Genomic DNA, 25569 nt, shown 5'->3' on the forward strand with positions numbered 1-25569 from the left:
GCCGCGATCAGAGCACGACATGCGGGCCGACCGCGTCCGCGTGGAGCGGCGAGAGGAAGGCCGCGCCGATGCCGTTGTCGAACCGGCGGGCGACCTTGGCCCTGGTCCTGCCGATGACGATCAGCGTGCCGACGTCGAGGGGTTCTTCCATGGAGACGGCGACCCCCGATGCCGAGATGTTGATGACACGGCCCGGCAGCATCGATCCGGCCTCGGTCGTGACCAGCACGTCCTGGATTTCCGGAACGATGCGCGGAAAGGCGCGCGTCACCAGGGGCGGGGGATTTTGCGATTTCGCGACGCTTAGGAGGCTCTGCACCACGAGCCCGAGGGGATGGTCGGCGCTCAGAACCCGTATGGCGAAGGCGGATGTCTCCGCTCGCACGACGATGGCTTCGATAGATCCGGCATGGCGGATACTGCAGGTCAGTCGCTCATCGACGGCGGGCACGACCGAGGACTTGAAACGAATTCCGTCCGAGGAGAGATCGTCGGTGACCGCATAGAAATTCTGCCGATGCCGCCCCCAGCAAAGAGCTGGCAGGATGACCTTGTATCGCGCCTCCGACCGCCTGTCGCTCATCGCATCCCTTGTTGCGTCGAGCCTTCCTATGTTGGCGAGTCTTCAGGCGAAGCTTTCACGATCGAGAGAATTCGATTCAATATCCTGCATCAACAACGCGGTCCACAGCCATTACACGCAAGGCGAGTGAGGCGGATCGGATCAGGCTCCGCCGCCCGACCGGCCGACCCCCGTCAGGCCATGCACTTTGATGCGGGAGGCGAGCGTCGTCGGCTTGACGCCGAGCAGTTCGGCCGCCCCTCCGGCCCCGAAGACGCGGCCCTTGCTCAAGATGAGGGCGGCCGAGATGTCGGCCCGGTCGCGTGCCCTCCGCTCGGCCTCGGTGGCAGGGGTGGCGCCGGTCACGACCTCGCCCTGCGGGCGCCGCCCCTCGACGGGACCGCTGCCCTCGGCTTCGGGCAGGTCGAACCGCAACCGCCCGCGCACGGCCAGGATCGCCGCCCGCTCGACGATGTTCTCCAGCTCGCGGACATTGCCGGGCCAGTCGTAGCGCGCGAGGCGGCGGACATCGCCTTCCGTGAGACGCAGGTCGGGCATGGCGAGGCGCCGGGCCACGCCCTTCAGGAAGTGCTGGGCGATGAGGGGAATATCCTCGGGCCGCTCGCGCAGGGGCACGGCCGCGATGGGGAAGACGTTGAGGCGGAAGTAGAGATCCTCGCGAAAGCGCCCCCGCTTCACCTCGGCCTTGAGGTCGCGGTTGGTGGCGGCCACGAGGCGAACGTCGACGAGCCGGGTCCGCTCCTCGCCGACCCTCTCGAATTGCCGCTCCTGCAGCACGCGCAGGAGCTTGCCCTGCAGGTCGATGGGGATTTCCCCGACCTCGTCGAGAAACAGGGTGCCGCCATCGGCGAGTTCGAACCGCCCGACCCGGTCGCGCAGGGCGCCGGTGAAGGCGCCCTTGGCGTGGCCGAAGAACTCGCTCTCGAACAGCTCGCGCGGGATCGCCGCGCAGTTCACCCGGATCAGCGGCCGGTCCCGGCGGCGGCTCGCCTCGTGGATGGCGCGGGCGATGAGCTCCTTGCCGGTGCCGGATTCGCCGGTGACGAGGACGGTGGCGTCGGTGCCGGCCACGAGGTCGATCTGCCGGAGGGTCGCCTCGATGGCCGGAGAACGGCCGATGATGCCCTGGTGGTGCCCGCCCTCGCGGATTTCCTCGCGCAGATAGGCGTTCTCGAGCTCCAGGCGCTGGCGCAGGGAATCGACCTCCGCCAGGGCCTGGCGCAGGCGCTCGTCGGCCTCCCGCCGCTGGCTGATGTCGCGGAACACGATGACCGCGCCGAGGAGCCGGCCCCGGTCGCGGATCGGCGTCGACGTGTATTCCACGAAGATCGGGGCGCCGTCCCGGCGCCAGAACACCTCGGTGTCGACCTGATGCACGGCCCCATCGCGGAAGGCGGCGTAGATCGGGCAATCCTGGTGCGGGTAATGGCAGCCATCCGGGTGGCTGTGGTGGACGGTGGCATGCATGTCGCGCCCGACGAGATCGGCCGCGTCCCAGCCCAGCATCCGCTCGGCCGCCGGGTTGATGAAGGTGGTGATGCCCTCGGCATTGACCCCGTAGATGCCTTCGCCGGCCGCGCGCAGGATCAGCTGGTTCTCGCGCTCGATATCGCGAAAGATCCGCTCCATCCGCTGCCACTCGGACAGGCCGGCCCGCATATGCGCATCGGCCTCCGTATCCACGAGGCGGCGGCGACGCTCGTCGAGGTCGAACAGGCTGACGAGGAGGAGCGCCGGCTCACCCGGCAGGATCGTCCCGCTATATTCCACATGGAGGCCGTGCCCCTCGGCGTGCCTCGGCGAGAGGGCGTGGGTCCAGTCGCGGCCCCGCGCCTGCACGGCCTGGGTGAAGACGATCAGCGTCGGCACCTGGTCGGGATGGAGGCCGGTGACGCGCATGCCCCGCAGGACATCGGGATCGTAGCCGAGCAGGCGCGCGGCGGCCGGGTTGGCGTCCCGGATCTCGTCGGCCACCGGATCGAGCACCAGCATCGCTTCCGCCGCCCTGTCGAAGGCAGGTCCATAGGGCGAGGCGGTCGGCGCGTCTGATCTTTCCATGACGACATCTCGTAGCATCGGTGACGAAAAACCGTAATCGACGATATTTCGTAGCGTGCGTCCTTATCTCAAACCCTTGTTTAGGCTACGCTTTTTATCGGAATTGTGGCTGGCACAGCGTTTGCCATGAGAAGAGCGTCTCCGCAGAAAGGTCCGCGACATGGCGCTCTTCGACGATCCGTTCAACGCCCGGCTGACCTTGAAGCGCGGCGGCTGCTCCTGCGGAAACCATCGCGATCAAGCCGCGCACGACGCCGAAGCCTTGTCCGGCGACGCCGCGATCACGCGGGCCGTCGAAGGCGCGGTGATGCGGGCCCTGTTCCCCGAGGATGCCCAGCGGCGCGCCTTCCTCAGGAGCGTCGGCGCGGCGACGGCGCTGGCCGCCGTCAGCCAGTTCTTGCCCACGAAATTCGTGGCCGAGGCCTTCGCGCAAGGGGCGAAGCCCGAGAAGACCGATCTCAAGGTCGGCTTCATCCCGATCACCTGCGCCACGCCGATCATCATGGCGAAACCCATGGGCTTCTACGAGAAGCAGGGGCTGAACGTGGAGGTGGTGAAGACCGCCGGCTGGGCGGTGATCCGCGACAAGACCCTGAACAAGGAATACGACGCCGCCCACATGCTGGCGCCGATGCCCATCGCCATCTCGCTCGGCGTCGGATCGAACCCCGTTCCCTACACGATGCCGGCGGTGGAGAACGTCAACGGCCAGGCGATCACCCTGGCGATGAAGCACAAGGACCGGCGCGACCCGAAAAGCTGGAAGGGCTTCAAGCTCGCGGTGCCCTTCGACTATTCGATGCACAATTACCTGCTGCGCTACTACCTCGCGGAAGCCGGGATCGACCCCGATACCGACGTGCAGATCCGCGCCGTCCCGCCGCCGGACATGGTCGCGAACCTGCGGGCCGACAACATCGACGGGTTCCTCGCCCCCGACCCGGTGAACCAGCGCGCGGTCTATGATGGCGTCGGCTTCATCCACATCCTGTCGAAGGAGATCTGGGACCGGCACCCGTGCTGCGCCTTCGCGGCCTCGCAGGATTTCGTCACCCAGACCCCGAACACCTACGCCGCCCTCCTCCGCGCCGTGATCGAGGCGACGGCCTACGCCTCGAAGATCGAGAACCGCAAGGAGATCGCCGCGCAGATCGCGCCGGCCAACTACCTCAACCAGCCGGTGACGGTGGTGGAACAGGTGCTCACCGGAACCTTCGCCGACGGCCTCGGTAATGTCCGCAAGGTGCCGGACCGCGTCGACTTCGACGCCTTCCCGTGGTCGTCCTTCGCGGTCTGGATCATGACCCAGATGAAGCGCTGGGGTCAGATCAAGGGCGATGTCGACTACAAGGCGGTGGCCGAGAAGGTCTATCTCGCCACCGACGCAGCCCGGCTGATGAAGGAGGCCGGCCTCACCCCGCCGACCGCCACGTCGAAATCCTTCTCGGTGATGGGCAAGGCCTTCGATCCGGCCAAGCCCGAAGAGTACCTGAACTCCTTCGCCATCAAGCGGGCGGGCTGAGCCATGAAGGCCTCACTCTCGCTCCGCGCCGGCATCGTCTCCCTGGCCGTCCTCGCCGCCTTCCTGCTGCTCTGGCAGATCGCGGTGGGCGGGGTCGCCAAGACCGAGGCCATGGACCCGGAATACGCGGCCCTCATGGGTGCGAGCGCCACAACCGGCAAGTCGGCGATGCCGGGGCCCCTCGACGTCGCCGCCACCGCCTGGAAGCACCTGAGGGACCCGTTCTACGATCGCGGCCCCAACGACAAGGGTCTCGGCATCCAGCTCGCCTATTCCATCGGCCGGGTGGCGCTGGGCTACGGTCTCGCGGTGCTGGTGGCCATCCCCATCGGCTTTCTCATCGGCATGTCGCCGCTGATGGGCCGGGCGCTCGACCCCTTCATCCAGCTCCTGAAGCCGGTCTCGCCGCTCGCCTGGATGCCGCTCGCCCTCTACACGATCAAGGATTCCAGCCTGTCGGCGATCTTCGTGATCTTCATCTGCTCGCTCTGGCCGATGCTGATCAACACCGCCTTCGGTGTCGCCGGAACGCGCAAGGAATGGCTCAACGTCGCCCGGACCCTGGAGGTCGGGCCGATCCGGCGCGCCTTCACGGTGATCCTGCCGGCCGCCGCCCCGACGATCCTCACCGGCATGCGCATCTCCATCGGCATCGCCTGGCTCGTGATCGTGGCGGCCGAGATGCTCGTGGGCGGAACCGGCATCGGCTACTTCGTGTGGAACGAGTGGAACAACCTCTCGATCACCAATGTGATCGTCTCGATCCTGGTCATCGGCCTCGTGGGCATGATCCTCGACCAGTTGCTCGCCCGGGCGCAGCGCCTCGTCACCTTCCCCGAGTGAGGCCGCGCCATGAGCAAGCTCATCCCCTTCGCGCGGCGCTCCGCGAGCGCCGCTCCCGACCCCGCCGCCGGGACCAGCCGCATGTCGTCCTCCGAAAAGTTCATCTCCATCGAGGGGATCGCCCGGCGCTATCCCGCCCCCGGTGGCAAGCCAAACACCGTGTTCGAGAACCTGTGGCTGCCCATGCGGCGGGGCGAGTTCGTCTGCATGATCGGCCATTCCGGCTGCGGCAAGACCACGGTGCTCAACATCCTGGCCGGGCTGGAGGCGCCGAGCGAGGGCGTCGTCATCGTCGACGGGCAGGCGATCGAGGGAACCAGCCTCGACCGGGCCGTGATCTTCCAGGGCCATGCCCTGCTGCCCTGGCGCACGGTGCTCGGCAACGTCGCCTATGCGGTCTCCTCGCGCTGGCGCAAGGCGTCCCGCGCCGAAGTGGAGGAGCGTGCCCGCAAGGCCATCGCCACGGTGGGACTCGCCGGCTCCGAGCATAAGCGCCCGTCCGAACTCTCGGGCGGCATGAAGCAGCGTGTCGGCATCGCCAGGGCGCTGGCCATCGAGCCCAAGATCCTGCTCATGGACGAGCCGTTCTCGGCGCTGGACGCGCTCACGCGGGGCACCCTGCAGGACGAGGTGCGCCGCATCTGCATCGAGACCGGCCAGACCGTCTTCATGATCACCCACGATGTCGACGAGTCGATCTACCTCGCCGACCGCATCGTGCTGATGACCAACGGCCCCGAGGCCAAGGTGGCGGAGATCGTCGAGAACCCGCTGCCCAAGCGCCGCGAGCGCGCGAACCTCCATCACGCGCCGGGCTACTACGCCCTGCGCAACCACCTGATGGACTTCCTCGTCAGCCGCTCGAAGAGCCTGCGGGACGCCATGCCCGCCGGCTACGACCAGCGCCACCCGCCCGTGGTGCGGCCGGGCGCGGACGAGCCGGAGCCGGTCCCCGTCCCCGCCGCCTCCTAGATCGGCGCCTCGCAGATCCGCGCGCCGCCTCTCACCCACCTTCCTTCATCGGAGACCTCACATGAAGCGCGAAGACCTCACGGAAAAGCTCCTCGACATCAAGCGCGAGAAGGGCTGGACCTGGAAGCACATCCAGGCCGAGATCGGCGGACTCTCGCCGATCCTCATCACCGCCGCCTGCATGGGGCAGATGAAGCTGCCCAAAGCCCAGGCGAAGAAGGCGGCGGAGCTGTTCGGCCTGACCGAATCCGAGGAGCGGATGCTGAACGAGGCGCCCTATCGCGGCTCGATCCCGCAGATGCCGCCCACCGACCCGCTGATCTACCGCTTCTATGAGCTGGTGATGGTCTACGGCACCACCTGGAAAGAACTGATCCAGGAGGATTTCGGTGACGGCATCATGTCGGCGATCGATTTCAACATGACCATGGAACGAGAGCCCAACAACAAGGGCGACCGGGTGAAGATGAACTTGTCCGGAAAGTTTTTGCCGTATAAATATTATGACAACGAAGAAGGCGTGCCGGATTACGGCTTCAAGGAGCCGTAAATCTGGAGCCATGCTTCGAAAGCATTCTGGACTTTAGCGGCACCGCGGCCTCGAAGGAGGTCGCGGTGACTTTTCTCACGCGCGGCGAGTCGACGGCGGAGGGGGTTTCGTGCTGATTGCGGAGGCTTGGCCGCACGCACGGCCCTCCCCCTCGGAGATTGTTTCCGCATGAACCTCAACGCGATCTCGGCCACCTGGGCACCCCGGCTTCTCAGCGTCCTGCGCATCGTCGCCGGCGTGCTGTTCCTGGAGCACGGCACGCAGAAGCTGTTCGGGTTTCCCATGCGCGTGGGTGGCGGGGCGGCACCGGCGCTGTTCACCCTCTTCTGGTTCGCGGCCGTCCTCGAAATCGTCGGCGGCGCGCTGATCGTCCTCGGCCTGTTCACGCGGCCGGTGGCGTTCATTCTCTCCGGCCAGATGGCCTTCGCCTATTTCATCGCTCATGCGCCCGAGAGCCAGTTCCCGGCTCTCAACGGCGGCGACGCGGCCATCCTGTTCTGCTTCCTCTTCCTCTACCTCGCCGCGGCCGGCGCCGGTCCGTGGAGCCTCGACGCGCAGCGCCGCGGGCGGTTCTGAGCCGGGGCTCGGGGCTCGCGCCGGCGATGCCCGGCCGGATCGATCGGAGGAGCCGCGCTCCGTCCGATCGAGAGACGATTCCTGCCATACGGCGCCCCCTGAAGCCGGCGGGCGTGTCGCCATCTCGCTCGCGCCGGGCGCAGCCGATGCCCGGTTGTCGATGTGACGGAGGCGGGTCGCATGGCGCCTGACGACACTCCGGGGCCGCGCGTCGGAGGGCCGGCGTGATGACGGAGGAGCCTACCGACGACCGCCGCATCCGCGTCGTCGCCGTGGCCGTGCAGAAGGGCGGCACCGGCAAGACGAGCCTCGCCGCTTCCCTGTCCGTGGCGGCGGCGGAGGACGGCGAACGCGTGATCGCCTTCGACCTCGATCCGCAGGGGTCGCTGGCCGGCTGGGGCGCCCTGCGTCGCAAGGACGGAGTGACCGTCGAGCGCATCCAGGCCTGGGAGATCGGGCAGATGCCCGAGATCCTGGAAGGCTGCCGCGAGAACGGAACCACCCTCGTCGTCATCGACACCGCCGGCACCGCCACGGGTCTGGCCCCGGCCCTGCGCACGGCCGACCTCGTGGTCGTGCCGGTGCGCCCGTCGCGGCTCGACCTCGTGGCCGCGAGGCCGACCCTCCAGACCCTCGTGGGCCTCGGGATGCGGAGCCGGCTGGCCCTCGTCCTCAACCAATGCCCGCCCCCGCCCTCCCCGCGCACGGATGCCTATGCGGCGCAACTCCGCTCGCTGGGCGTGCTTGCCGAACCCAGCATCGTGCACCGGGTGGATCACCAGGACGCCGTGGCCTCCGGCCTCGGCGTCACCGAATACGCGCCCTGCGGCCGGGCCGCCGAGGAGATCCGCGCCCTGTGGGGCTGGCTCGACGCGAAGATGAGCCGATCGGGTGCGGAAGCATCCTGACCGGATTCGCATCGGCGAACCGACCCGTCACAGCGCCTTGATTTTTTTTGAAGCCTGCCTGATCGGCTCGCGGCGGATACTCATGGCAGAGTCGATCATCCAAGCAGACCTCCTCATCCTGAGGCGCCGGAGCGTAGCGGAGGCCTCGAAGGAGGCCTCCAATCGGCGCGCAATCCCTGGAAGCCTCCTTCGAGGCCGCTATGCGGCACCTCAGGATGAGGTGAAGCCTTGGACGAACACCGCAAACGAGCTCTGTCGATGTCTCGGGTTTCAGGACGCGAAACCCGCTCAGCGCTCCCCGAATGCCGCCAGGATGCGCGCCCAGGAGCGGGTGCCCTTGTGGAAGCTCTTGAGGTCGTACTTCTCGTTGGGCGAGTGGATGCGGTCGTCGTCGAGGCCGAAGCCGATGAGGAGCGTGTTGCGGTCGAGCAGCCGCTTGAAATCGCCGACGATGGGGATCGAGCCGCCCGCACCGATGGTCACGGCCGGCACGCCCCATTCCTCGGCGAGCGCCCCCCTCGCGATGTCCAGTTCGGGCATGTCGAAGGGCAGGCTGATGGCGCGGCTGCCCTTGTAGCAGATCACCTCCACCGAGCAGTCCGACGGGATGCGCTCACGCACGAAGGCCTCGAAGGTCTTCGCGAGTTGCTCGGGGTCCTGATCGTCCACGAGGCGGAACGAGACCTTGGCACTGGCCTGCCCCGCGATGACGGTCTTGGTGCCTTCGCCGGTATAGCCGCCGATGATGCCGTTGACGTCGCAGGCCGGGCGCGATTGGATCAGCTCGATCAGCATGCGCCCGCGCTCGCCGGCAGGCTCCTTGAGGCCGATTGGGCCGAGGAACTTCTCGGCCGTGAAGTCGAGCCCGCGCCACTGCTCCAGGATGTCGGCGGGCGTCTCGCGCACGCCGTCGTAGAAGCCCGGCAGGGCCACTCTTCCATCCGAATCGTGCAGGTCGGCGATGATTGTCGACAGGACGTGGATCGGGTTGCGCGCGGCACCTCCGAAGAAGCCCGAATGCAGGTCACGGTCGGCGCAGGTGACCTTCACCTCGAAATAGGCGAGGCCCCGCAGCGACGTGGTGATGGCCGGCGTGGTCGGGTTCCACATGCTGGTGTCGCAGACGAGGACGATGTCGGCGGCAAGCTTGTCGCGGTTGGCCGCGACCCATTCGGGCAGGCCTTGAGAGCCATTCTCCTCGGCGCCCTCGATCAGCAGGGTGACGCCGCAGGGCAGCTCGCCCTCCATGGCGATGAAGGCACGGCAGGCTTCGACGAAGGTCATGACCTGACCCTTGTCGTCGGAGGCCCCGCGCGCCACGATCTGCTTCTCGCCCTTGGCGTTCAGCGACAGACGCGGCTCGAAAGGCGGCGTCTCCCAGAGGTTCAATGGGTCCACCGGCTGCACGTCGTAATGGCCGTAGAACAGCACGTGCGGCTTGCCGGGTTTCGGCGCATGCGCCAGCACTACCGGATGCAGCGATGTCTCGTGGATGGCCGTCTCGAAGCCGAGCGCCGTCAGATTGCCCTCGAGCCACTGCGCCGCGTCGCGGCAATGCCCGGCATAGGCCGGATCGGTGGAGATCGACGGGATCCGCAGGAAGGCGAACAGCCGCTCCAGGGCATTGTCGAGGTCGCGGTCGATGTCGTTGAGAACCGGGTCGAGGGCGGCCATCGCGCGTCCTTGTGGCAAGCGGGGATGGCGACAGGGTTAGCCGAGGGGATGGGCGGGCGCAAACCGCGGACATGGCCCTTCAGGGCTGCAAACTGGGCTGGAAGGCGTTCGGTTAAGGAGAGTTCAAGGGTCGACACCCCCTAAACCGCAATTTCCGGGGGCATCGAGCAGTGCTCGGACCCGTGTAGACGGCATCTGACGTCAAGGCGTCGGCCCTGCGCCCGCACCGTCCCGCACGGCTATGAAGCTGTCGGTCGCGGCGCTGGACAAGGATCTACCCGCTCGCCGAGAAGGCCCGCGCGTCACGCGTGCTGAGCGCAGCCGCATCCCGAAGCATGGGCCCCGGTAGGCCAGCGCGAGCGACGGATCAGGTCGCAAAAGTTGCCCTTGCGGAAGCTCGGTTCCTTGTCGGCGATGACGTCCGCCTTGACGTTGCCGAACGTCGTATCCGGCTTGTGTCGGATGCCGTCGTAGAAGGCTTGGATGATGTCCTCCTTGAAGTCGGGCGTCCGCGGGAACGCGGACACCACCGCCTCACGCTCGGCGTCGGAGTATTCTCCGTAGGTCAGGCCGAGCACGTCCATCTCGACGCCGGCGGTGACGAGCGCCACGACCGGATGCATGTGGACCGGGATGCCGGGCGTCGTGTGCAGGGCGATGGCGGTCCAGACCGTGTAGACGTCCGCCTCCGGTACCCCGTGCGCTGTCAGGAAGTCGCGCGCCGCGTTGGCGCCGTCGACCTCGAAGCGCTCCTCCGCGCTGCTGTGGTCCGGCATGAGGCCGACATCGTGGAACATCGCTCCCGCGTAGAGAAGTTCGCGGTCGAAGGTCAGGTCGCGGCGGATGCCTGCCAGGGCGCCGAATTGGTAGACCCGGCTCGAATGATTGAAGAGGAGTTCGGTTTCCGTGTCCCGGACGAACTCCGTGACGGCACGGGCCAATTTGCTGTCCGGAACGGTTGCCAAGGTGGGAATGCTCAAGATCGGGGTTCCTTTGCGCTGAGCCTCCCATCGGGCTACAAAACTCCATCATTGGCATCAATCGTCGTATGACGGCGTTTTCTGCCATCGTTCATGCATCCTCAGCCACGGAGCTCCGATGGCGCCCCGCTCCATCGCCATCCTCGCCCTTCCCGGGGTCCAATTGCTCGATGTGGCCGGCCCGCTCGACGTCTTCGCCGAGGCGAACGTCCAGAGCGGCGAGCCCATCTACGATCTCGCCATCGTCGGGACGGCCGCCGATACGATCCTCACATCGTCGGGACGGCGCCTCGTGGCGGATATCGTCGCTCCCGGCACCGACCCGCCTCGCTTCGACACCTTGCTGGTCGCGGGAGCGCCCCGCATGCACGAGACGGGCGTCGATGACGGTCTCGTGGATTGGCTCGTGACGGTTACGGCGCAGTGCCGGCGCTACGGTTCGGTCTGCAGCGGGGCGTTCCTGCTCGGTCAGGCCGGCCTGCTGGACGGCCGGAGGGTGACGACGCATTGGGCCGTGGCGGAGGTGCTGGCGGCGCGCTACCCGGATGCGTCGGTCGAGGCCGATGCGATCTGCCTCTTCGACGGCCCGCTGAGGACGGCGGCCGGGGTCACCGCGGGGCTGGATCTCGCGCTGGCCCTCGTCGAGGAGGATCTCGGCGCGGAGATCGCGCGCCGGGTCGCCAGCCAGCTCGTTATGTTCTTTCGACGCGGCGGCGGGCAGATGCAGTTCAGCCGCCGCGGGCTCAGTGCACCGGCCGGCCGCTCGGCCTTGCAGGAAGTCCAGCGCTGGGTGGCCGCATATCCCGCGGAGGATCACGCGGTCGAGAAGCTCGCAGGGCGAGCGGGGATGAGTCCGCGCCATTTCGCGCGCCTGTTCAGGACCGAGACGGGACTGACACCGGCCGCCTACGTGGAGAACGTCCGGATCGAGGCTGTCCGGCGCCTTCTGGAAACGGACGACATCGTTCTCAAGCAGGTCGCGAACGCTTGCGGCTTCCTCGACGTCGACACCCTCCGGCGGGCCTTCATGCGGCGTGTCGGGACGACGCCTGCGGAGTATCGTCGACGGCATCTGCATCGCTGAGCCGCCCGCTTATCCTGGGCTGCACGCCCGCTCGACCTTTCAGACCCCGCTGAATCGGCGCTCGTCCAGTCACAAGCCCCACCGAGCACCCGACACCCTTCCCGCAGGAGGAAACCACCCTTCCGGGAACAGGCACAGATTGGAACGGTTATCGAGTGGACCGGCGCGGGGCGTGGACGTTTCTTCCCCTCGTGCCTCCGCCCATACGAGAAACGCGGCCGGTGCTCTGCCCGGCCCCTGATCCTTCAGGACACGCCCATGCTCATCGACAGCGGATCACCCGGGGCGCCAGCCGCCATCGGCATCAGCCTGACCATAAACGGCGAGGTTCGTGAGCTTCAGGTGGCGCCGTGGACCACCCTCCTCGACCTCCTGCGCGAGGATCTCGACCTCACCGGCACCAAGAAGGGCTGCGACCACGGCCAGTGCGGCGCCTGCACCGTGCTGGTGAACGGCACGCGCATCAATTCCTGCCTCGCGCTCGCCGTGATGAAGGACGGCGCCGAGGTCGTCACCGTCGAGGGGCTGGCCAAGCACGGCGGCCAGGACGGCGCGATGCATCCGCTCCAGGCCGCCTTCGTGGAACGCGACGCCTTCCAATGCGGCTATTGCACCCCCGGCCAGCTCTGCTCGGCGGCCGGCATGATCGCGGAAGGTCACGCCACGTCGCGCGAAGAAATCCGCGAGGCCATGAGCGGCAACATCTGCCGCTGTGGCGCCTACACCAACATCGTCGATGCCATCGAAGACGTGATGCACGCGGGAGCTGCCCGATGAACCGCTTCGATTACGTTCGTCCGACCACGGTCGAGGAGGCGGTGCGGGCCATCGGCTCCGCCGCCAATGCCCGCTTCATCGCCGGCGGCACCAACCTCGTCGATCTGATGAAGTACAATGTCGAACGGCCCGAGCGCCTCGTCGACATCACCCGCCTGCCCTTGGAGGCCATCGAGGAGCATGACGGGGGCCTGCGCATCGGCGCCCTCGTCACAAACTCTACGGTGGCCTACGACGAGCGCATCAAGGAGCGCTACCCGCTCCTGTCGAGCGCGATCCTGGCCGGTGCCTCGGGCCAGCTGCGCAATGCCGCCAGCACGGGCGGCAACCTCAACCAGCGCACCCGCTGCTATTATTTCTATGACGAGGCGACGCCCTGCAACAAGCGCGAGCCGGGCTCGGGCTGTCAGGCGATCGGCGGCGTCAACCGCATCCACGCCATCTTCGGCACCAGCGAGGCATGTATCGCCACCCACCCGTCCGACATGTGCGTGGCGCTGGCGGCCCTCGAGGCTGAGGTCCGCGTCACCGGACCGCGCGGCGAGCGCCGCATCCCCTTCGCCGAGTTCCACCGCCTGCCGGGGGACACACCGCAATACGACACCACCCTGAAGGCGGACGAGATCGTCCTCTCCGTCGATCTTCCGGACGCGGATTTCGCCGGCCACCACACCTACCTGAAGCTGCGCGACAGGCTCTCCTACGCCTTCGCCCTGGTTTCGGTGGCCGCCGTGATGAAGCGCGACGGCGACACGATCACCGAGGCCCGCTTCGCCCTCGGCGGCGTCGCGCACAAGCCTTGGCGCAATACCGAGGCGGAGGCCTCCCTCAAGGGCAAGTCCGCCACCCGCGAGAGTTTCGAGGCCGCCGCCGAGATCGTGATGCGGGAGGCCAAGCCCCAATCCGAGAACGGTTTCAAGATCGAGCTCGCCCGGCGCGCCATCATCCGGGGCCTGACCCAGGCCGCTGCCGGCACGCCCCAGTCGCAATCCGACAAGCGCATCGCCTGAGGACCCGTCCAGACATGGCAAACAGCATCTCCTCCACCGGCACGGACAGCTTCGTCGGCACCGCGCGTAGCCGCGTCGACGGCCCCGCCAAGGTCACCGGCCTCGCGAAATACGCGGGTGAATTCACCGCCGCCGATCTCGCCCATGGCTACGTCGTCTCCGGTGGGATCGCCAAGGGCCGCATCACCGCCATCGACAGCGCGGCGGCGGAAGCCGTGCCCGGTGTGCTCAAGGTCTTCACCCACGAGAACCGGCCGCGCACGGCCTGGCTCGATTACAATTACCAGGACGCCGTGGCGCCCCCCGGCTCACCGTTCCGCGCCTTCTACGATGACAAGATCCATTACAGCGGCCAGCCGGTGGCCCTTGTGGTGGCCGAGGATTTCGGCACCGCCCGCTATGCCGCGTCCCTGGTGAAGGTCTCCTACGAGGCCGAGGAGCCGCTGACCGACGTCGAGCGCCAGCGCGAATTCGGCTACGAGCCGCCGAAGAAGCGCGCCGGCATCAAGCCGCCGCCCGAGCCCCGGGGCGATGCCGATGCCGCCTTCGCCTCGGCCCCGATACAGCTGCGAGGCGACTACACGCTCGCCGTGGAGCACCACAACCCGATGGAGCCGCACGCCTCCACGGTGGTCTGGGACGGCGACGGCGCGATCACCGTCTACGACAAGATCCAGGGTGTCTCGAACAGCCAGGGCTACATCGCGGGCGTGTTCGGCATGGACAAGGACAAGGTGCGGGTGCTCAACCCGTATCTCGGCGGCGGCTTCGGCCTCGGCCTGCGCCCGCAATACCAGCTCTTCCTCGCAGTCATGGCCGCGCGTGAGCTCGAACGTTCGGTGCGGGTGACCCTCACACGCGACCAGATGTTCACCTTCGGCTACCGCCCCGACGTGCGCCAGACCATCTCCCTCGGCGCGGACGAGGGGGGCAAGCTCCGGTCGATCAAGCACGATGCCCTGTCGGGTACCTCGCGGTTCGAGGATTACCAGGAGGTCGTGGTCAACTGGTCGGCCATCCTCTACGGAGCCTGCGAGAACGTCTCCCTCGACTACAAGCTGACGCAGATCGACACCTACACCCCCGCCGACATGCGCGCGCCGGGGGCGGTGACGGGGGTGTTCGCCCTCGAGATCGCCATGGACGAACTGGCCCATGCCACCGGCCAGGACCCGATCGCGGTGCGCCTCAAGAACTACACCGACCGCGACCCCACCGAGGACAAGCCCTTTGGCTCGAAGGCCCTGCGCGCCTGCTACGAGCAGGGCGCCGAGCGCTTCGGCTGGTCCGAGCGCAATCCCGAGCCGCGTTCCATGCGCGACGGCAAGGAACTCGTCGGCTGGGGCATGGCCACCGGCGTGTGGGAAGCGCTGATGCAGAAATCCTCGGCCCAGGCGACGCTCACCGCCGACGGCAAGCTGGTGGTCGGTAATTCCACCGGCGATATCGGCACCGGCACCTATACGATCCTCACCCAGATCGCCGCCGATGCCCTCGGCCTGCCGATGGAAGACGTGACGACGAAGCTCGGCGACACCGACCTCGCCGAGGCGCCCGTGGCCGGCGGCTCGTGGACGGCGGCTTCGTCCGGCACGGCGGTGATGAAGGCCTGCCGCAAGATCGCGGCGGATGTCTTCGCCATGGCCCGTGCCATGGACGACTCGCCGCTCGCCAATGTCGATCTCGAGCGCGTCGTCTTCACCGGCGGCCGGATCGAGATGGCGGGCGACCCGTCGCGCAGCGTCTCCCTCGTGGACGCCATGAAGGCGGCCGGCGTCGACAAGGTCGAGGCGACCGAGAGCGCCGGTCCGGATGCGGGCCACATGAAGGAGTTCGCCTCCTACACCCACTCGGCCGTGTTCGCGGAAGTGAAGATCGACGAGGAGTTGGGCCAGGTCCGCCTCACCCGGATCGTCTCGGCCATCGCGGCGGGCCGGATCATCAACCTCAAGACCGCCCGCAGCCAGATTCTCGGCGGCGTGGTCATGGGGATCGGCTCGGCGCTGGAGGAAGAGTCCATGCTCGACCATACGGTGGGCCGGTTTATGAACCACAATTTCGGCGAGTACCATGTGCCGGTGAATGCCGACATCCACGACATCGACGTGATCTTCGTGGAGGAAGACGACAAGGCCAACCCGATGGGCGTCAAGGGGCTGGGCGAGATCGGCATCGTCGGCACGGCGGCGGCGATCGCCAACGCGGTGTTCCACGCCACCGGCAAACGCATCCGCGACCTGCCGATCACCATCGACAAGATCATCGGGTGATCGAAGCGACGGAATGATGGCACCACCAAGCGATCCGGGCCATCCGCGACGGTCCGGGTCGTTCGCTTGCGGCAGTCGGCTCAACTCGCCAACGACAGCTTCTCCCCGACGACACGTTTCGCCCGCAACTCCACCACCCGCTCGGCCAGATACTCCGTATCCCGCGCGATCCCGGAGAAGCGGCCGGAGCCCCAGGTGTGGAGCCAGGGCAGGCCGACGACATAGAGGCCGTCCACCGGGGTCACGCCGCGCGTGTGGATCGGGAGGCCGCGCCCGTCGAAGGCGGGGGCGTCGATGAAGCCGTAATCGGCGCGGAAGCCCGTCGCCCAGATCACGCTGCCGATGCCGGCCGCCTCGGCATCGAGGCTCGGTGCGTGAGGTCCCGGCACCCAGAGCGGGGTATAATGCGCCTGTTCGGGAGCGGCGATCCCCTTGGCGGCGATGTGCCTGTCGATGGCGCCCTGGATTCCGGTATAGACCGCATCCGCATTGTCGAGGTTCCGGCCCAGGTCGTCGGCGAAACGCAGCACCGGGCCGTCGATGGATTCGAGGCGGCCGTGGAGGCTCATGCCTTCCAGGGCGAAGCGGCGCAGGTCGATGTCGCGGCCCCCGTCCCGGCCGGTGAGGTAATGGTTGGCCTTACGCCGCACATCCTCCTTGAGCGGGTGGTCCTCCACGGGGAGGTCGTACTGGCCCATATCGGCGAGCCAATCGACGGCATCGCGCCCGCGATGAACGCGCGGGCAGCGCGGAGCCGAGCCCACCACGAGATGGACCTTGCGGCCGGACAGATGAAGGTCCTCGGCGATCTGGCAGCCGGACTGGCCGGAGCCCACCACCAGCACCGCGCCGTCCGGCATCTGACTCGGATTGCGATAGGTCGAGGAGTGGATCTGCCGTAATCCGGCGGGCAGGCGTGCGGCGAAGGCCGGGATCGCGGGCACGTGATAGCCGCTGATCGCCATCACCACCTGATCGGCGGTGTGTTCGCCCCGGCTCGTCGCCACGCTGAAGCCGCCCTTAGGCCTGCGCCGGATCGCGGTCACCGCCACGCCCTCGGCCACGGGGGCCTCGATCGCCCTTGCATAGGCCTCGATGTAGCCGACGATCTCGTCCCTGGGCATGAAGCCGTGGGGCTCCTCACCCGGATAGGGGAAGCCCGGCAGCTGGCACTGCCAGTTCGGCGTCACCAGGCAGAAGCTGTCCCAGCGCTGGGTCTTCCAGGCATGGGCGATGGTGTTCTTCTCGAACACGATGTGGTCGATGCCGTGCCGGCGGAGCTGGTAGCTCATCGACAGGCCGGCCTGGCCGCCGCCGACGACGATGACCGGATGGTGCGAGGGGGGCGTCGGGGTCTGGTTCATGGGGGCGTCCTTCCGGCTCGGGCCGCTATTCCTCGAAGGCTTCGACGGTGACGCGGGCGTCGGGCGTGGCGGAGAGCGCCGTCGCGCGCGCCTCGATCCGGGCGAGCTGTCCGAGGGCGAGGCTGCAGGGAAAGCCGTAGCGGGCCTCCACGCGCGCGCTGGCGATGGTCAGCGCCGCCCGGCTGCGGGCGACGAAATCGGCGACGGCATAGGTTTCGCCGACCCCGAAATGCTCCTTGATCACGAGGGAGGGCGAGTAGCAGGCCTCGCGTTGGCCATCGGGCCAGCACACGTGAAAGTGCATTTCAGGCATCCGACATCTCCTGTTTGCGGGCGGCGAGGGAGGCGTAGGCCGGCCGGTGCTTCTCGGCGCAGGCGCGCCAGGAATGCGCTTCGGCGACGGCGAGGCCCGCTTTGGCCAACCGCTCCCTGGCGGAGGGCCGGAGGGCGGCGCGCATGCCGTGGAGGACCGATCCCTCGTCCTCCGGGTCGACGAACACCGTGTCCGCGGCCGTGAGATACTCGGTGAAGGGAGCCCGGTCGGAGACGATGGTCGGCGTGCCGCTCGCCATCGCCTCGAGCACGCAGAGGCCGAATCCCTCCCTGAGGGAGGGAAACACCAGGGCGTCGGCGAGGCGGTAGAGGGCCGGCATCGCGGCCTGGGGCACCGGCCCCGTCTGCACCACCGGACGGCCGGGGCCGACATCGAGGCCGTTGCGGTCGAGGGCCGCGCGGCAGCGGGCCTGATAGCCGGAATGGTCGAGGAGCGAGGCGCCGCCGACGACGAGGAGCTGCGCCGCCGGCCGCTCCTGCCTCAGCCGGGCAAAGGCCTCAATGATGGCGAGGCTGTTCTTGCGCTCCTCGAACCCGCCGACGCTGAGGAGGATCGGCCCCTCGCCGAGGCCCCACTCGCTCCGCAATGCAGTGTCCCCCTCCCCCGGCTCGAGCCCGAAGGCGCCGGTATCGACCCCGTTGCCGACATTGAGGGCGGCGAGCCCGTAATCCCGCGTGAGCGCGCCCTGCCACAGGCTGCTGACGCAGAGGAGCGCGGTGGCGTCGAAGATCGCCCGGTCGTGCCAGTAGGCGAGCTGCGGATCGGAGAAGAGGTCGACGTGGTGGACCGTGCGGACGAAGCCGGGGATCAGGCGGCGGCGGGTGAGGGTGGAGAGCGCGTTGCCGCTGATCGCGTCCTGGGCATGGAAGACGTCGTAGTCGCAGGCCGCCGGCGACGCGAAATGGCGCAGGTAATCCTCGATCCGGGTGCGGACGAGGTCCACCGTCGATCCCGAGACCGGCCGCGCCGCCACCGAGATCACCGGACAGGACGTCTTGCGGAAAAAGCCGGTCCCCGAAGGATCCGGCGCATGGACCGTCGCGCTGTGGCCGAGGGCGGCGAGCGCTTCGCCCAGCGCCAGGGCGTGGACCACCCCGCCGCGCGGATGGGTGGAATGCGCGAGGATCGCGATGCGGAGAGGCCCGGTCATTCTCGTCACGTCTCCTGCCCGCAGCCGATCAGGGGGCTCGCGGCGAAGTCCCAGACCACGGCCTCTTCCGTCCCGTCGGACACCGTCGCGATGCGGCCCGCATCGACGCCGCCGATGACGGAGGCGGCGATCCCGCGATCCGTGAAGCGCCGGAGGACCGGCGCGACGTTCGACGGCGGCACGCTGAGGAGGTAGCCGAAGCTCGGAAAGGCGGTGAGCCAGCGGGCGAGACCGATCCCCTCGGGGCGCGGGATGCGGTCCAGCCGGATGGCGGCGCCGACGCGGGAGCATTCGAGCAGCATCAGCGCCGTGCCGACGAGGCCGGCCATGCTGATGTCCTTGGCGGCCTTGGCGAGGCCGTCCTCGGCGATGCCGGCGAGGATCGCGGTGTCAGCGCGCAGGCGCTCGGCCGGGGCACCGGTGGCCGCATCCCAATAGGGGTGCGGATCGCGAAAGCGGCCGCGCAGGTCGATCGCCGCGACGAGGCTGTCGCCGGGCATGGCGTCGAAGCTGGTGAGGAGGCGCTTTGCCCGGCCGAGGATGGCGACAGCGAGATGCTCGCCCGCGTTGCGGGTGTTGCTGTGCCCGCCGACCACCGGCACGCCGAAGGTCTCGGCCCCCGCCCTCAAGCCGGCCAGGACCGGATCGGCATGGGACTGGTCGCGGCTCCACAGGGCATCGACCACCGCGATGGGGCGTCCGCCCATGGCGGCGATGTCGCTGACATTGACCATCACCCCGCAGAACCCGGCGAAATACGGATCGGCGGCCACGAACCCGTCCATGAACCCCTCGATGGCCAGGAGCAGGTAGCCGTCCCCGTCGGGGATCGCGGCGCAATCGTCGCCGAGCGGTACGGCGGCGGCGCGCCCGCCGAGGCCGAGCCGGCCGATCACGGCGTCGATGTCCCGCTTGTGGGCGAGGCCGCGCCCGTTGCGGATGCCGTGGGCGATCTCGGCGAGGGAGGGCGGCAGGGTCATGGTCAGGCCGTCCGCCGGAGGAGCGTGACGAGGCCGCGCTCGGGGTCGACCATGGGCGGGAAATGCGCGAGATCGGCCTGCATCAGGTGATGGGCGCGGCCATGCAGTTCGACCTCGGTGAGGCTCGTCCAGTGCAGCGCCTGGAACAGGGGCGCGTTGGCGCTCTGCACATGGGCGAGGAAGCGGGTGCAGCCCCGCGCATGCGCCGAGGCCACCGCCACATGGATCAGGCCGGCGCCGAGCGCCCCGACCCGGCGGTAGTCGCGGGCCACCGCGAGGCGCGAGCCCCACCATTCGCCGGGCCGGTCGGCGGTCTCGTGGATGCGCACGGTGCCGACGACGGCATCCGGGGCGCCACCGAGGGTCGAGAGGGCGCAGATCGGGATCGCCACCGCGTCGACGGCATCGCGGTCGTCGCCCTCGAAGATCCCCTGCTCGGCGCAGAAGACCTGCCGTCGCAGGGACGCCGTGCCGGCCCGCTCCCAGGGAGCGGTGGCGAACTTGATCCGGAAATGGCTCGACCGGTAGGCCGGAACGGGCTCGAACATCGTCCCGCTCACCGCTCGTAGGTGGAGAGGGCCGAGCAGGCGCCGCAGCGTCCGCAGCCGGCCTTGATGTCGGTGGAGCGCAACCCCGCCCCCGCCAGCATCGCCGCGAGCGGCTGGAGCACGGAATGCATGAAATCCGGCGAGGGGGCGGGATGGTCCTCCAGCGGCGTGCCGGAAATCGGCACGAACGGCACCACGAACGGGTAGACGCCCATGCCGATCAGGCGCTCGGACATCGTCAGGATGGCTTCCGCCGTGTCGCCGAGACCGGCGAGGATGTAGGTCGAGACCTGACCCTTGCCGAAGACCGGCACGGCGGCGGCGAAGGCCTGGACGTAGCGATCCAACGGCACGCTCGCCTTGCCGGGCATGATCGCGGCGCGCACCTCCGGCGTCACCGCCTCGAGATGCAGGCCGAGCGCATCGACGCCCGACGCCTTCAGCCTGGCGAACCAGCGGTCGTCGTCCGGCGGCTCGCACTGGGCCTGGATCGGCAGGTCGACGGCCGCCTTCACCGCGAAGGCGCTCTCGCACAGGACCGCGGCGCCGCGGTCGGTGGCGTTGGGCGTGCCCGTGGTCATCACCATGTGCTTGACGCCGTCGAGGAGGACGGCGGCGCGGGCAACCTCGGCGAGTTGCTGCGGCGTCTTGTGGGCGATGGTGCGGCCGGCCGCGAGCGACTGCCCGATGGAGCAGAACCGGCAGGTCTTGGTGCGGCTCTGGTAGCGGATGCAGGTCTGCAGCACCGTGGTAGCGAGCACGTCGCGACCGTGCAGCACGGCGATCTTCGAATAGGGCACCCCGTCGAGGGTCTGGAGCCCGTAGAAGCGCGGCTTGCCCGGAAACGTCACCCGGCCGATCACCGTGCCGTCATGCTCGATCACGCTCGACCCGTCGGCATCGGGCCGGCGCACGAGGTAGGGTGAATCGAAGGCGCCCGCCGTATGGACCGGCACCATCACGGTGCGGCCGGCGATGGTCATCGCCTTGTGGTCGGAGGGCCCGGCCCCGCCCCGGCGGCTGGCGACACCGGCGCGGGTGTCAGCCAGCCTGACTCCGTAGGATTGGAGGGCGTTGATCAGGTGCTCCGTCGGCATCCCCTGGTAGACCGGGGACGGCGCCGGCGACGAAGCGGCCGGGGAGGTCAGCAGCGGAGAGTCGCTCATGGTCGGTGCTCCGGGGATGCGGGATGTCCGATGCGGGCGTGGTCACCACCGTGCGGGCGGGACGCGCGTCGTGGTTGAGGCTGAGGAGTTCGGGGCGGGCGTAGTGGCCGACCGAATCCATCATCCGCTTGCGCTTGGTGACGAGCGCCATGTCCATGTCGGCGAGGAGGATGCCCTCGCCCTCATTCATCGGCGGAACGAGATGCTTGCCCTCGGGCGAGACGATGGCGGTGCAATTGCCGCCGCGCAGGGCCCCGCGCATCCGCTCGTCGGGAGAGATTTTTGCGATCTGCGCCTCGGTGAGCCAGCCGGTGGCGTTGACGACGAAGGCGGCGGCCTCCAGGGCGTGGTGCCGGATCGTCACCTCCATCTGGTCGGCGAAGATCTGACCCACCATGGAGCCGGGGAACTGGGCCGCGTGGATCTCCTCGTGCTGCGCCATCAGGGCGTAGCGGGCGAGCGGGTTGTAATGCTCCCAGCAGGCGAGAGCCCCGACCCGGCCCACCGCCGTCTCGACCACGGTGAGCCCGGCACCGTCCCCCTGCCCCCAGATCATGCGCTCGTGATAGGTCGGCGTGATCTTGCGGCGCTTGAGCAGGAGCGTGCCGTCGGCGTCGAAGATCAGCTGCGCGTTGTAGAGCGAGCCGTGGTCGCGCTCGTTGATGCCGAGCACGATCACCGCGCCATGCCGGCGGGCTGCCGCCGAGACCGCCTGCGTCACCGGCCCCGGCACCGTCACCGCGCCCTCGTAGAGCCGCAGGTGCTCCGGCCCCTGCGCCGCCGGCGGGGCGATGAAGGAAAAGTACGGGTAGTACGGCACGAAGGTCTCGGGGAACACGATGAACCGCGCGCCCTTGCCCGCCGCTTCGTCTGTCGCGGCGAGCACTCTTTCCAGCGTCCCGCCCGGCCGCTCCAGATCGGGGGAGATCTGGACGGCGGCGGCGCGCACGATGCGTGGCTCGGACAAGCGTGACTCGGACATGGGTCCGTTCCTCGTTCGACATGGTACACGCGCATTCCCTCTCCCCTCTGCGGGAGAGGGTGGCCCACGAAGTGGGTCGGGAGAGGGGAGCGCCATCTCCGGAGAGGTTGCCCCCTCTCCCGCCTGCTCCGCAGGCACCCTCCCCCGCAGAGGTGGGAGGGTCGTCCTGTCTCACACCGTCCAGGTGTCGATCACCACGGCGTTGTCGCGCTTGTGCAGGAGGACGAGGTCGAGGACGTCGGTGGGGGCGATGGGGCGGATACCCTCGATCAGCGAAGGTTCGCCGTGGCCGTAAAGGGCCTGGAGCGCGAAGCGGCAGGCATAGACCTTGCCGCCTTCGGAGAGGAACTTCACGATCTGGTTGTTCATGTTCATGTGGCCGGGGAAGGCCTCGTCGCCGAGCGTCGGGAAGCCGCGCTGGACGCCGAGCGTCACGCCCGGCCCGTAGAGCAGGACGGAGGTCTCGAACCCCTTGCGCAGCAGACGGGTGGCCTGCAGCAGGTTCACGAAACCGATGGAGCCCTCGAACGCCACGGTGTGGAAGGTGACGAGGGCCTTCTGGCCCGGCTCGGCCTTCACGTCCTCGAAGACCTTCTCTTCGTAATCGACGAAGTAATCGCCTTTCTTATGGTGCTCGGCACTGACGGCTGGCATCGGAAACACTCCCTGATATCGCGATGTCCGCCGCGATCATTGCCGGCGACGGCCTATCAGGGGATGGCAATCCGTGTGCCAGCGTCGAAGACAATGCGATCCAGCCAATTCCACGCTGGGCAATTCATACAATCATGCAGTCAATACGCAGTGAGATGCGCCATCTCTCTCGCTCGCGACGATGCCTAAAAACCGAACACCGGATGCATAGATGCTGGACACATGCATCCGGATACTGCCGACTTATTTGACTGTATTGACTGGAATTCCATGCGGAACCAACTCAGGGGTTCGGCGGCACGACGATTGCTATCCATACAATCCAACATGGGATGGATATTGACTGGATCTGCGATGGCAATCGGACGAGGATCGAGGAAGCCGGGCCGCAGCGCCGGGCCGACGACGAGCCCATCTCCGCCGCCGGACGGCTGGACGCCGGATCTCGGGCGCTGGGGCAAGCCGCATTACCTCGCCATTGCCGAGGCCATCGCCGACGATATCCGCACCGGACGGCTCGCCGTCGCCGAACGCCTGCCGCCGCAGCGCGCGCTCGCCGAGCGGCTGGAGCTGAACTTCACCACCGTGGCGCGCGGCTATGTGGAGGCGCAGCGCCGTGGCCTCGTGGAGGCGAGGGTCGGCCAGGGCACGTTCGTGGCCGGTCCGGCGATGCCGGTGCCGGCACTCAGGATCATGGCCCCGCGCCGGCACGGCCCCGTCGACTTCACCATGAACCTGCCCCCCGAACCCGACGACCCGGCCCTGCTGGCACGGATGCAGGGCGGCCTCGCTTCGGTCTCGGAGGACCTGCCGAACCTGCTGCGCTACCAGGGCTTCGGCGGTACCCCCGAGGACAAGGACGCGGCGATCGAATGGCTGCGCCGCCGCGGCCTCGAAGCGTCCCGCGACCGCCTGCTGATCTGCCCCGGCGCCCATGCCGCCATCGGCGCCGTGATGAGTCTCGTGGCGCAACCGGGTGACACGATCTGCTGCGAGACGTTGACCTATCCCGGCGCGCGGGCGCTCGCCGCCCATCTCGGCATGCGCCTCGTCGGGTTGCCCATGGATGCGGAGGGGATCGACGCCGCCGCCTTCGCGGCCACCTGCACCCGGCACGCGCCGAAGGCGCTCTACCTCAACCCGACCCTGCAGAACCCGACCACGATCACCATCTCGCCGGCGCGGCGCGCGGACATCGTCACCGTGGCACGACGCTACAACGTGGCGATCATCGAGGACGACGCCTACGGTTTCGTGCCGGTGACACCGGCGACGAGCTTCTACCAGCTGGCACCGGAGATCACCTATCACGTGGCCGGCCTCGCCAAATGCCTCGGCGCCGGCCTGCGGCTCGCCTACATGCTGGCGCCCAGCGCGCGGGCGGCGCTCCAGCTGACGGCGGCCCTGCGCGCCTCCACGGTGATGGCCTCGCCGATCACCACGGCCCTCGCCACGCGCTGGATCGGCGACGGCACCGCCGAGGCGATCCTCGCCTTCGTCCGCTCGGAATCCCGGGTCCGCCAAGGCATCGCCACCGGGATGCTGGGGCGGCACGGCGCGACCGCCGACCCCGCCGGCTTCCACCTCTGGCTATCCCTGCCCGAGGGCTGGACCCGCTCGGCCTTCGCCAGCCAGGCCCGCGCGGCGGGGATCGGCGCGGTGGCGAGCGACGCCTTCCTCGCCGCCGGCGAAGCCCCGGAAGCCGTGCGGATCTGCCTCGGCGGCCTGGCCGGCCGCGCGGAAATCGCGCAATCGCTGGAAATCCTGGCCCATGCCCTGTCGCACTCGCCTGCGCTGGCTTCGGCTTATATCTAGCGGATCACATCGGACGCTTCGTGCCCACTTGGGGTGTTCGTGATGGCTGTTGACGGAGGATCAGTCGCCGGGCGGCTCGAACCATCCGACGAGCTCGGCCCAAGCGTTGGCGCCTTCGACAATGATATCGAACACAGGGTCCTTGATATCGTAGTAGGCCTCGGCATCAGCCGGAAAACGTTCTGCTAGACGCTGCTTTATCAAAGCGTAAGAAGCGGCGGCAACGGGCCGGGCACGCAGAAAGTCTCGACAGACCAGGGCGAAACGCTGGTTGAAGCGGCCCTTCTGTCGGACGTGCACGTTCGCTGCTCGACCCTGGCCTCGATAGGATCGCTTTTCCAACTCCCGAGCAGGAAGCTCGAGTCTCGGAGGGCAGTGGTCGCTCAGGATGCGCGTACTTTGGAAGCCCTCTCGCTCGAATGCCGCGTCTTCCACCCGTTCAAGGTCGTCTACTGTCAGTTGAACGTCGATCACATCCTTTGCCGCCAATCCTGGCACCGCCGTCGAGCCAATATGATGGATGTACGACCCGGCCGGTGCCGCCCGAAGCAGAGCAGGTTTCAAAGCAGCAAACTCGGCCGACCAACTGGCCTGAGGAGGAACGATAAGGATCTGCATGGTCTGCCATGGTGGAACTGGTGGCTCTGTTCCGCAATCGGAATGTCGTGGCCCAGCTCCGTCGGCTTCCGGCCGCCAGCCAAAGCAGGGTCTCGGTAGATCCGCGGCAAGTCGCTCTCAAGATGTGCCTAGCGGATCGCACGATGAGTTC

Annotated in this window: 24 protein-coding genes; 11 read left to right on the plus strand and 13 right to left on the minus strand. The window is 68.2% G+C overall.

Annotated features, from left to right (window positions below):
* Nucleotides 1-7: 7 nt before the first annotated feature.
* Nucleotides 8-583 (minus strand): PilZ domain-containing protein, encoded by a 576-nt coding sequence (locus tag ASF08_RS17320; protein WP_018041862.1) that lies wholly within the window; start codon nt 581-583, stop codon nt 8-10.
* A gap of 141 nt (nt 584-724) precedes the next feature.
* Nucleotides 725-2641: a sigma 54-interacting transcriptional regulator gene (locus tag ASF08_RS17325; protein ID WP_056147639.1), complete on the minus strand. Its 1917-nt coding sequence runs from the start codon at nt 2639-2641 to the stop codon at nt 725-727.
* A gap of 160 nt (nt 2642-2801) precedes the next feature.
* Here ASF08_RS17325 and ASF08_RS17330 point away from each other — a divergent pair, with 160 nt between their 5' ends.
* The 6 genes from ASF08_RS17330 to ASF08_RS17355 all read left to right on the plus strand — a co-directional run bounded on the left by ASF08_RS17330 (nt 2802) and on the right by ASF08_RS17355 (nt 8012).
* Nucleotides 2802-4163 (plus strand): CmpA/NrtA family ABC transporter substrate-binding protein, encoded by a 1362-nt coding sequence (locus ASF08_RS17330; protein WP_056147642.1) that lies wholly within the window; start codon nt 2802-2804, stop codon nt 4161-4163.
* 3 nt (nt 4164-4166) lie between these two features.
* Nucleotides 4167-5006 carry a nitrate ABC transporter permease gene (gene ntrB, locus ASF08_RS17335; RefSeq protein ID WP_056147646.1) on the plus strand — a complete coding sequence of 280 codons (840 nt, stop codon included), beginning with the start codon at nt 4167-4169 and terminating at the stop codon, nt 5004-5006.
* Between the two features lie 9 nt (nt 5007-5015).
* Nucleotides 5016-5978: an ABC transporter ATP-binding protein gene (locus ASF08_RS17340; protein WP_056147648.1), complete on the plus strand. Its 963-nt coding sequence runs from the start codon at nt 5016-5018 to the stop codon at nt 5976-5978.
* Nucleotides 5979-6039: 61 nt separating this feature from the next.
* The gene (cynS, locus tag ASF08_RS17345; RefSeq protein WP_018041857.1) at nt 6040-6528 is read left to right on the plus strand and encodes a cyanase; all 489 of its coding nucleotides are present in this window, start codon (nt 6040-6042) and stop codon (nt 6526-6528) included.
* Between the two features lie 168 nt (nt 6529-6696).
* Nucleotides 6697-7104: a DoxX family protein gene (locus ASF08_RS17350; RefSeq protein WP_056147651.1), complete on the plus strand. Its 408-nt coding sequence runs from the start codon at nt 6697-6699 to the stop codon at nt 7102-7104.
* A gap of 227 nt (nt 7105-7331) precedes the next feature.
* Nucleotides 7332-8012, plus strand: coding sequence for a ParA family protein (locus ASF08_RS17355; protein WP_018041855.1), 681 nt, complete (start codon nt 7332-7334; stop codon nt 8010-8012).
* Between the two features lie 288 nt (nt 8013-8300).
* Here ASF08_RS17355 and ASF08_RS17360 read toward each other — a convergent pair whose 3' ends face one another.
* Together ASF08_RS17360 and ASF08_RS17365 are read right to left on the minus strand one after the other, a co-directional pair.
* Nucleotides 8301-9686, minus strand: a complete 1386-nt coding sequence (locus tag ASF08_RS17360; RefSeq protein WP_056147652.1) for a dipeptidase — start codon at nt 9684-9686, stop codon at nt 8301-8303.
* A 302-nt stretch (nt 9687-9988) separates the two neighbouring features.
* Nucleotides 9989-10666, minus strand: coding sequence for an HD domain-containing protein (locus ASF08_RS17365; protein ID WP_056147656.1), 678 nt, complete (start codon nt 10664-10666; stop codon nt 9989-9991).
* A 118-nt stretch (nt 10667-10784) separates the two neighbouring features.
* Here ASF08_RS17365 and ASF08_RS17370 point away from each other — a divergent pair, with 118 nt between their 5' ends.
* From ASF08_RS17370 to ASF08_RS17385, 4 genes are all read left to right on the plus strand, one after another.
* The gene (locus ASF08_RS17370) at nt 10785-11750 is read left to right on the plus strand and encodes a GlxA family transcriptional regulator (RefSeq protein WP_056147658.1); all 966 of its coding nucleotides are present in this window, start codon (nt 10785-10787) and stop codon (nt 11748-11750) included.
* Between the two features lie 258 nt (nt 11751-12008).
* Entirely contained in the window at nt 12009-12527 is a 519-nt protein-coding gene (locus ASF08_RS17375; protein WP_056147660.1) for a (2Fe-2S)-binding protein, read from the plus strand.
* The gene (locus tag ASF08_RS17380) at nt 12524-13537 is read left to right on the plus strand and encodes an FAD binding domain-containing protein (protein WP_056147663.1); all 1014 of its coding nucleotides are present in this window, start codon (nt 12524-12526) and stop codon (nt 13535-13537) included. The genes ASF08_RS17375 and ASF08_RS17380 overlap by 4 nt, the downstream gene beginning before the upstream one ends.
* Before the next feature lie 14 nt (nt 13538-13551).
* Nucleotides 13552-15807: a xanthine dehydrogenase family protein molybdopterin-binding subunit gene (locus ASF08_RS17385; protein ID WP_056147665.1), complete on the plus strand. Its 2256-nt coding sequence runs from the start codon at nt 13552-13554 to the stop codon at nt 15805-15807.
* An 80-nt stretch (nt 15808-15887) separates the two neighbouring features.
* Here ASF08_RS17385 and ASF08_RS17390 read toward each other — a convergent pair whose 3' ends face one another.
* The 8 genes from ASF08_RS17390 to ASF08_RS17425 all read right to left on the minus strand — a co-directional run bounded on the left by ASF08_RS17390 (nt 15888) and on the right by ASF08_RS17425 (nt 22985).
* Complete coding sequence (locus tag ASF08_RS17390) at nt 15888-17171, minus strand: MSMEG_0569 family flavin-dependent oxidoreductase (RefSeq protein WP_056147667.1); 1284 nt, start codon at nt 17169-17171, stop codon at nt 15888-15890.
* A gap of 25 nt (nt 17172-17196) precedes the next feature.
* Nucleotides 17197-17484, minus strand: coding sequence for an MSMEG_0570 family nitrogen starvation response protein (locus ASF08_RS17395; RefSeq protein ID WP_056147670.1), 288 nt, complete (start codon nt 17482-17484; stop codon nt 17197-17199).
* A complete protein-coding gene (locus ASF08_RS17400) occupies nt 17477-18655 on the minus strand; it encodes an MSMEG_0565 family glycosyltransferase (RefSeq protein ID WP_056147674.1) in 1179 nt (392 codons plus the stop codon). The genes ASF08_RS17395 and ASF08_RS17400 overlap by 8 nt, the downstream gene beginning before the upstream one ends.
* 5 nt (nt 18656-18660) lie before the next feature.
* Nucleotides 18661-19635 carry a sll0787 family AIR synthase-like protein gene (locus ASF08_RS17405; RefSeq protein ID WP_056147676.1) on the minus strand — a complete coding sequence of 325 codons (975 nt, stop codon included), beginning with the start codon at nt 19633-19635 and terminating at the stop codon, nt 18661-18663.
* Between the two features lie 2 nt (nt 19636-19637).
* On the minus strand, nt 19638-20183 hold the full coding sequence (locus ASF08_RS17410) for an MSMEG_0567/Sll0786 family nitrogen starvation N-acetyltransferase (RefSeq protein WP_056147680.1): 546 nt from the start codon (nt 20181-20183) through the stop codon (nt 19638-19640).
* 8 nt (nt 20184-20191) lie between these two features.
* Nucleotides 20192-21280, minus strand: a complete 1089-nt coding sequence (locus ASF08_RS17415; RefSeq protein ID WP_056147683.1) for an MSMEG_0568 family radical SAM protein — start codon at nt 21278-21280, stop codon at nt 20192-20194.
* Nucleotides 21225-22316 carry a Nit6803 family nitrilase gene (locus tag ASF08_RS17420; RefSeq protein ID WP_156462847.1) on the minus strand — a complete coding sequence of 364 codons (1092 nt, stop codon included), beginning with the start codon at nt 22314-22316 and terminating at the stop codon, nt 21225-21227. Before ASF08_RS17420 ends, ASF08_RS17415 begins: the two co-directional genes overlap by 56 nt.
* Before the next feature lie 186 nt (nt 22317-22502).
* Complete coding sequence (locus ASF08_RS17425; RefSeq protein ID WP_018041839.1) at nt 22503-22985, minus strand: MSMEG_0572/Sll0783 family nitrogen starvation response protein; 483 nt, start codon at nt 22983-22985, stop codon at nt 22503-22505.
* Between the two features lie 354 nt (nt 22986-23339).
* Here ASF08_RS17425 and ASF08_RS17430 point away from each other — a divergent pair, with 354 nt between their 5' ends.
* Nucleotides 23340-24800 (plus strand): aminotransferase-like domain-containing protein, encoded by a 1461-nt coding sequence (locus tag ASF08_RS17430; RefSeq protein ID WP_056147688.1) that lies wholly within the window; start codon nt 23340-23342, stop codon nt 24798-24800.
* Nucleotides 24801-24860: 60 nt separating this feature from the next.
* On the opposite strand, the gene ASF08_RS17435 is transcribed toward ASF08_RS17430, so the two are convergent.
* Nucleotides 24861-25418 carry a GrpB family protein gene (locus ASF08_RS17435; protein ID WP_056147693.1) on the minus strand — a complete coding sequence of 186 codons (558 nt, stop codon included), beginning with the start codon at nt 25416-25418 and terminating at the stop codon, nt 24861-24863.
* Nucleotides 25419-25569 lie beyond the last annotated feature (151 nt).

Source organism: Methylobacterium sp. Leaf85 (assembly GCF_001422125.1).
Taxonomy (GTDB): domain Bacteria; phylum Pseudomonadota; class Alphaproteobacteria; order Rhizobiales; family Beijerinckiaceae; genus Methylobacterium; species Methylobacterium bullatum.